The following is a 7,780-nucleotide window of genomic DNA, read 5'->3' as shown; positions in this document are numbered from 1 at the left end:
ATCGTTCACCCTGCCAGTATTTAGATGACTGGCTCACTGAGCAACATCAGGAAAAACAGGCGGCATAAAAGCCACCTGTTGGAAGACGAAAAATCGAGGGAAGCTCAGACAGGTACACCGAACTTTCCACCGCGTGCCGATAGGCTGCGCGAGCGCGCCATGTTGTGGCATACGCATAGCCGAGAATCTGGCCGTCGTCGACACATACCAGCCACGGCAGAGACGCACTGATATCAGTAATCCGCCGGGCCATTTGCTCAGGCGTCAGCGGCTCGGTTTCGAAGCTGATAGTGGTGTCCAGCACATAGGGATTGTAGATCTAGCAAATCGCGGCAGCGTCGGCAATGGTTGCCTGGCGGATAGCGTGGGTCATGGTAATCGATAAGGTTGCACGGACGAGTGCGCCATCATACCGCGCAATCGCCGGTGCTTGAACCACTATGCCAGGTCGCTGGCATCCAGCGCGCCGCGCCAGACGGCAACTATCCGCGCAACGCATCCTTGATCTGCTGCAGTGAAGACGGGTCCTCGATGGTGGTCAGGTCGCCTGGATCGCGTCCTTCGCAGATCGCCTGGATCGAGCGTCGCAGCAGTTTGCCGGAGCGGGTTTTCGGCAGCAGGCCGACCACGTACACGCGGGCCGGCCGGCCAACGCTGCCGATTTGCTTATCGACCACGCGCATGATTTCCGTCTCCAGCGCCGCCCGTCCTTCTGCCGTATTGTCGGCCACCTTGGGAATCACAAAGGCTACGGCAACCTGTCCTTTGAGCTTGTCTTCGACACCGACCACTGCCACCTCCGAGACATTCGGATGGCTGGAAATACTTTCTTCGATTTCACGCGTACCAAGCCGGTGGCCGGCGACATTGATGACATCGTCGGTGCGGCCGAGGATAAAATAATAGCCATCGTCATCGCGAATACCCCAATCGAATGTGGAGTACATTGCTCGCCCGGTTTGCGGCGACCGGGTTGCCCAATAAGTATCGATACAACGCTGGTCGTCGCCATAGATGGTTTGCATGCAGCCAGGTGGCAGCGGCCCCTCGATCACCACCACGCCCTTCTCATTGGCAGCACACAAGGTACCGGTCGCTTCGTTCAGCAGACGCACCTGGTAGCCGTACATCGGCACGCCAGGGCTACCCAGCTTGCATGGCTTATCTTCAATATTTTTTGCGATCGTCACGATCGGCCAGCCGGATTCGGTTTGCCAATAATTGTCGACAATCGGCACGCCGAGCGCAGCCGATATCCAGCTGGAAGTCGTTTCGTCCAACGGCTCGCCAGCCAGATACAAGGCCTGCAACGATGCAAGATCATATTTTTTCATCAATTCCGGCGGCTGTTTCTTCAGCACCCGAATCGCAGTCGGCGCCGAAAACATACGCGTCACCTTGTACTTCTCGACAATGCTCCACCAGATACCAGCATCAGGCAGGATCGGCAATCCTTCATACAATACCGTCGCCATGCCTGCGATCAGCGGCCCATAGACGATATACGAATGGCCCACTACCCAGCCGATGTCGGATGTACAGAAGTAAGTTCCACCCGGCTTGCTGCAAAAGATGGCGTCCATTGAGGTCGCCAAGGCCGCCGAGTAGCCACCGACATCGCGCTGCACGCCCTTGGGTTTTCCGGTGGTGCCGGAGGTATACAGGATGTAGGAAGCTTCATTCGATTCCAGCCATAACACCGGCACCTTGGCATCGATGTGCAGTTGCCGTTGCTGGGCATAATCGACGTCGCGGCCTGCCACCATTTGCATCGGCGCCAGGCCGCGATTGACCATCAGCACATGCGCCGGCTTGTGCCGCGCCAGCTTGATCGCATCATCCAGCAATACCTTGTAAGGCACGACCTTGCCGCCACGTGAACCGGCGTCGGCGCAGACGATCAATGTCGGCGTTGCATCGTCAATCCGGCTTGCCAGGCTGTTCGAGGCAAACCCGCCGAACACCACCGAATGAATCGCGCCGATACGGGCGCAGGCCAGCATCGCGAACATCGCGAACATCGCTTCGGCAATCATCGGCATATAGATCAGAACCCGGTCGCCGCACCCAACACCGAGCGCTTGCATGATGGCGGCGGTACGCATCACCTCAGCCTGCAGCGCGCGAAAGGAATAGGTTTTTTCAGTATTGGTTTCGGTCGAGATGGCAATCAACGCGGGCTCATCGCCACGTGTCGCGACCCAGCGGTCAAGCGCGTTGTGGCACAAGTTGGTGGTGCCGCCGACAAACCATCGGGCGAACGGGGGCCGACTGTCGTCAAGCACTTGCGAGAACGGGTGATGCCAGTCGATCCGCCTGGCTTGCTCGCTCCAGAATGCGCAGGGATCATCAATCGAGCGTTGGTAAAAGGTGGCAAAACTCATGCTGTCTCCTGGTTTTCTTGTAAAGAATCGTAAGCTTGGCAAGCCTTCCGGCCCACGTGTTACCTGCACCTCTGCGGGTGCCTTGTACCATTTTCAACTCACATACCGGTCAACATACTCGTTGACTGCCATGTCCTCCAGCTTTTTCTGTTGCAGCGACAGCTCCAGAATCCTGCGCAGTTGTTTGACCGCCACTTGCCGCCCCAAATTAGCCTTGACATTGCATGAAAGCCCGTCGGCAATTGCTGGGGTGGTCGCCTTGGTTATCGGGCAGATTCGCCGACTCGGCTAGCAGCCGGGTGGCGCCGGCATATTTGTAGGCGATATAGCGGGCTGCCGAGGCGCCAACGAAGTTGCAACGTTGCATAGGCAACGGCACATCTTCAATTACGCCTCAGCGCAGCTTGCATTCGTTGGCCAATTGCTGTCCAAGTTTGGAATTGAGCAGCATCGACTTGGCCGGGATCTGAATCCACACCAACCCGCTGGCCTTGTCTTCCAGGCGTACCGCACCGGTGGTCGTGGTCACTGCCAGCATCGGATAACTGCGCCCTTTCCAGATCAATTTGACGTCGCCGCCGCTATCGCTGACGAGATCAACACGATTACCCATTTCACAATAAAAATTACCGCTCAGCAAACTCGCTCCCGGGGCTGCCGTTGGCGCAAGATTCAACAGATTCGGCGCTACCGGTTCCGGCTTGGTCTCGGTCAACGGCACGGTGGAGCCGCAAGCAGCCAGCAAGGCCGTAAGTATCAACGCAGAAGCGATACGGGGATTAAAAAAAACAGTCATGTTGCTCCAGTTTTGTGGCATCAGATTACGTGCGGCCGCGCCCTGCCAAGAGCAGGCATTGCCCTGCCGCACACAGGCATTCTTGGCGGCTGCCAATCGGGGTAAATGTTAAATTTTAAGCACAACATAAAGACCTCATTCGCTGAAAAACGCGTAGCCTCATTATCGGTCAATCGCGCGACAATAAGCGCGCCAAGACAGTAGTGCGGATTATGAAGAATTATGAGGAATTATGAAGAGCAATAATAGCGCAGCCCGCAGGCCGAGCCTGTATTACGCAACGCGATGGATGATCGGGCAAGCGGTGCAAATGATACAAATTGCCCGCGTTGCCCAATATCTGGCGATCAGCGCGGGCGGGCTGCACCAAGGAGTCAGATCTGCGTTTCACTAGCTACACGGAGCAATCCGGCTTAGTCATCCTTGGCGCCGTCGATCCCCAGCTCCTGGATCTTGCGAGTGATGGTGTTGCGCCCAATACCCAAACGCACCGCGGCATCGTTCTTGCGACCATGTGTGTGGCGCAATGCAATCTTTATCAGCGCCGATTCAAACTGACGCCCCAGCACATCCATCACATCGGCGTCGCCGTTGCTAAGCATGTGGGCAGCTTCGGTTTCGAGCAGGGCAATCCAGGTCTGCTGGTGGGGAGCCGGCAAGGTCGGTGCCGCGACAACTTCCTGATGCGCCGTGTTGGCAGTTGCTATCACTGGCACTGCCGAGTACAGCGAGTCAGAAACCACCGGCCTGCTGGCCGGGCTTTCCAATTGCGTACCTTGCTCACGGCCGCTCACCAGATCCTGCGGCAAATCCTTGATCTCAACGGTCTGGCCTGGCGCCATCACAGTGATCCAGTTGCACAGGTTTTCCAATTGCCGCACGTTACCCGGCAGTTCCAGGCCGCTCATGAAACGCATCGCGCTATCGGATACCCGCTTGCTTTCAACACCCAGTTGTTTGGCGCTCTGACCGAGGAAATAACGGGTCAGAATCGGAATATCTTCGCGCCGTTCGCGCAGGCTGGGCAAGCGCAGCCGGATGACATTCAAACGATGATACAAGTCTTCCCGAAACAGTCCTTCCCGCACGCGGGTTTCGAGGTTCTGGTGAGTTGCGGCAATGACCCGCACGTTAGCTTTCAGCGACTGGTGGCCGCCGACCCGATAGAAATGACCGTCGGAAAGCACTCTTAACAGCCGAGTCTGCAAGTCAAACGGCATGTCGCCGATTTCATCGAGAAACAAAGTGCCGCCTTCGGCCTGTTCGAAATGTCCACGGCGTGAAGCCTGGGCGCCGGTGAACGCGCCGCGCTCATGACCGAACAATTCCGATTCCAGCAGATCCTTTGGTATTGCCGCGGTGTTCAGCGCGATGAACGGTTGTGCCGCGCGCGGACTATGCTTGTGTAATGCGCGCGCTACCAATTCCTTGCCGGTGCCCGATTCGCCGGTGATGAGTACCGTCACATTGGATTGCGACAAGCGACCGATAGCGCGAAACACATCCTGCATCGCCGGCGCCTGACCGAGGATTTCAGGAGTTTCGGCAGCGGCTTGTTCGACATTCGCTTCACGCAGACTTTCTTCCAGCGCGCGGCGGATCAGTTCAACCGCCTTGTCAACATCGAACGGCTTGGCCAGGTATTCGAACGCCCCGCCCTGAAATGCGGCAACGGCAGAATCGAGATCGGAAAAGGCGGTGATGATGATAACCGGAACGCCAGGAAACTTCGCCTTCACAATTTGCAACAACTCCAGACCAGACGAGCCCGGCATGCGAATGTCGGAGACCGGCACTTGCGGGGTACTGGTTTGCACCGCTTCAATCGCGTCGCGTGCATTGGAAAAACTCTTGGTGCTCAGGTTTTCGCGGGCCAGCGCTTTTTCAAGCACCCATCGAATCGATTCGTCGTCGTCAACAATCCAGATTGGTTTCATATCTTTTCTCTTTATACTGCATCAAGAATCCGCTCACGAACTTGCTTGACTGGTTTGTCATTGCCGCGACGGCCGGCGGGTAAGCCGACCGCAAGTTCACGGCAGCGGTATCGGAATTCTGAAATCGGTACATCCCGGCCGACTTTCGCATTCGATGACGCCCATGTGCTGCTGCACAAAAGTTTGCGCCAGCGTCAATCCCAAGCCGCTGCCGCCATCGCGGCCCGATACCAATGGATAAAAAATGCGCTCCTGGATGTCGACCGGAATGCCGGGTCCATTGTCGATGATACGCAAGTCTAGTGCCAGCCGGTAACGGACCTTGGCCAGCGTTACCTGACGCACCACCCGGCTCTGGAAAGTCAGCTCGGCATCACCCGCTTTGATGCGTTCATGCAGTGCTTGAGCTGCATTGTGGCCAATGTTCAGGATGGCCTGGATTAATTGTTCCTTGTCGCCGCGAAACTGCGGAATCGACAAGTCGTAATCGCGCCTGATGGTCAGTCCGCTAGGGAATTCAGCGAAAATCAGGCGCCGCACCCGCTCGCATACCTCGTGGATATTGACGTCGCCGACGATCTGCGCCAGCCGGTGCGGCGCCAGCAAACGGTCCACCAGAGTCTGCAGCCGATCTGCCTCCTTGATGATGACTTGGGTGTACTCGCGCAACTCTTTCAGATGGCGCTCTGGCAGCTCCAGCTCCAGCAATTGCGCGGCGCCGCGAATACCGCCCAGCGGATTCTTGATTTCATGCGCGAGATTGCGAATGAGCTCTTTGTTGACCTGACTTTGATCGATCAAGCGCCCCTCGCGCTCCAGCTTGAGCTGCTGCACGTTCTCGCGCAACTCAATAAGTACCGGCACCTGAGGATTGTCGAGAGCGGTGACAATAGTGTCGACCCACAGCGGCTCACGGCCCACACGCTCCAGAATCATGTCCTGGCGCGAATCGTCAAACTGGTGTTCCAGCGCCTGCTGAAAAATCACGAGCAACTGCTCAGGATTGAGGAACAGATCGGAAAGGGTTTACTGAACCAGCAAGCGACAGGAACTTTCCAGCAGATTTTCCGCTGCGGCATTGGCAAATACCAGGCATCCATGCGGATCGAGCAGCAGTACGGCGCTTGCCAGCATGGCGAGGCTGGCAAGCGCCGCACGTTCAGCGTTTTTTGTTGACATCCGAAATCCCTGTAATAAACATGAAGAAATGCACGTGAGGAAATGCACGTGACGAAATGCAAGTAGCGCAATGCGCAATCAAGATCCCAACATCCGGCGCGGCTTTCAGCCCGCAGCAGACATGTCGGAAAACCGAATGCGGTACATGCACAGCGACCGGATGCGCCGCATCTGAATGGTACATTTTCCGAGCATAACAAGCTTTACCAAAGATGTCGGCAGAGAATATGCAAGATCGCCACATTATGGTGCGTCGAAAAAATAAAGGCCGCAAACGCGGCCTTATCCATTAAGCAAGGTTAATACCAAGCAAAGCGATTATTTGAGATTTGCCAATTCGCGGTTCAGTGCCTCGATATTCTTCTCGCTGCGCGAGATATCCTCTTTCATCGATGCGACGCGCTCCTGGTACTTGACATAGTTGCGTTCATTACCCTGCCGCTCCGGCGCGCCGTCATTGTAATCTTTCTTGAGATTGGCCAGACGCTGCTGTTCGTTTTTCAATTCATCCTGCAATATCTGGCGGCGATCATTGTCGCGTGCCTTTTGCGTACCGTTATCCACTTTAGGAAAATCCGGCGGCGTACCGGCTGCTGGCTTGCCAGGCGTTGCAGCGGCACCGCCCACATTCGGTTTACCGGAGGAACTGACCGTCAGCGGCGGCAGACTCACGCGTTTGCAGCCCTTGGTATCGCCGGTGTTCTTGTATTCCTTAACGCCATTCTGATCCACGCAGAGATACACCTCGCTTTGAGCGTGAACGGCGCCGGCGGAGATGCCAACCCCGGCCAGCAAAAGTACTCGCTGAAAAAAACGCAACATAGGACGCTTCATAGACTTTCTTCGCAATTCGGTGGGAACCCTAGTTTATGTCAAGAAATTGGCAATGACAAACCATCTTGCAGCGTCATATTATTGCCGAAAACCAGTCCATAAAAACAAAAAGGACAGGAAAACCTTTCCTGTCCTTTATCTTGCTGAACCGCCGCTATTGCATCACGCAGAGCGACAGTCGCAACTTGCGAAACGACTTACACCGAATAGTACATGTCGAATTCGATCGGATGGGTCGTCATGCGGAAACGTTGAACTTCCTGCATCTTCAGATCGATGTAGGCATCGATCATGCTGTCGCTGAATACGCCGCCACGGGTCAGGAACTCGCGATCCTTGTCCAGCGCCTCCAGTGCTTCATCCAATGAAGAACAAACAGTTGGGATCAGCTTATCTTCTTCTGGTGGCAGATGGTACAGATCCTTCGACGCTGCTTCGCCTGGATGGATCTTGTTCTGCACGCCGTCCAGACCTGCCATCAGCAATGCTGCAAAGCACAGGTATGGGTTCGCCAGCGGATCCGGGAAACGGGTTTCGATGCGGCGGCCCTTTGGATTTGCCACGTGCGGGATACGGATCGAAGCCGAACGGTTGCGTGCCGAGTAAGCCAGCTTGACCGGCGCCTCAAAACCTGGAACCAGACGTTTGTA

The 7,780-nt window shown here is 56.0% G+C and carries 6 protein-coding genes and 2 pseudogenes; all 8 read right to left on the bottom strand.

Translation table 11 applies throughout. The features are described from left to right. Positions 1 to 46: 46 nt before the first annotated feature. Positions 47 to 304, bottom strand: a complete 258-nt coding sequence (locus ACIQ0R_RS09430) for a GNAT family N-acetyltransferase (protein WP_395826497.1) — start codon at positions 302 to 304, stop codon at positions 47 to 49. Between the two features lie 178 nt (positions 305 to 482). Next, positions 483 to 2,384 carry a propionate--CoA ligase gene (locus ACIQ0R_RS09425; protein ID WP_395826495.1) on the bottom strand — a complete coding sequence of 634 codons (1,902 nt, stop codon included), beginning with the start codon at positions 2,382 to 2,384 and terminating at the stop codon, positions 483 to 485. A 208-nt stretch (positions 2,385 to 2,592) separates the two neighbouring features. Next, positions 2,593 to 2,751, bottom strand: coding sequence for a hypothetical protein (locus ACIQ0R_RS09420; protein ID WP_395826493.1), 159 nt, complete (start codon positions 2,749 to 2,751; stop codon positions 2,593 to 2,595). A 27-nt stretch (positions 2,752 to 2,778) separates the two neighbouring features. After that, entirely contained in the window at positions 2,779 to 3,180 is a 402-nt protein-coding gene (locus ACIQ0R_RS09415) for a hypothetical protein (RefSeq protein WP_395826491.1), read from the bottom strand. A gap of 413 nt (positions 3,181 to 3,593) precedes the next feature. Continuing rightward, positions 3,594 to 5,117 carry a nitrogen regulation protein NR(I) gene (gene ntrC / locus ACIQ0R_RS09410; RefSeq protein ID WP_395826489.1) on the bottom strand — a complete coding sequence of 508 codons (1,524 nt, stop codon included), beginning with the start codon at positions 5,115 to 5,117 and terminating at the stop codon, positions 3,594 to 3,596. Positions 5,118 to 5,213: 96 nt separating this feature from the next. Continuing rightward, a pseudogene (gene glnL / locus ACIQ0R_RS09405) lies at positions 5,214 to 6,296 on the bottom strand (nitrogen regulation protein NR(II)). A 318-nt stretch (positions 6,297 to 6,614) separates the two neighbouring features. Then, positions 6,615 to 7,118 (bottom strand): DUF4124 domain-containing protein, encoded by a 504-nt coding sequence (locus ACIQ0R_RS09400; protein WP_395826487.1) that lies wholly within the window; start codon positions 7,116 to 7,118, stop codon positions 6,615 to 6,617. A 209-nt stretch (positions 7,119 to 7,327) separates the two neighbouring features. Further along, positions 7,328 to 7,780: pseudogene (glnA, locus tag ACIQ0R_RS09395) on the bottom strand (glutamine synthetase); the annotation flags it as partial.

Origin of the sequence: Collimonas sp., from assembly GCF_044339385.1 — a bacterium.
Classification (GTDB): Bacteria; Pseudomonadota; Gammaproteobacteria; order Burkholderiales; family Burkholderiaceae_D; genus Collimonas.
Note: the sequence above shows the minus strand (reverse complement) of the source record. Positions and strands in the feature narration are given on the sequence as shown.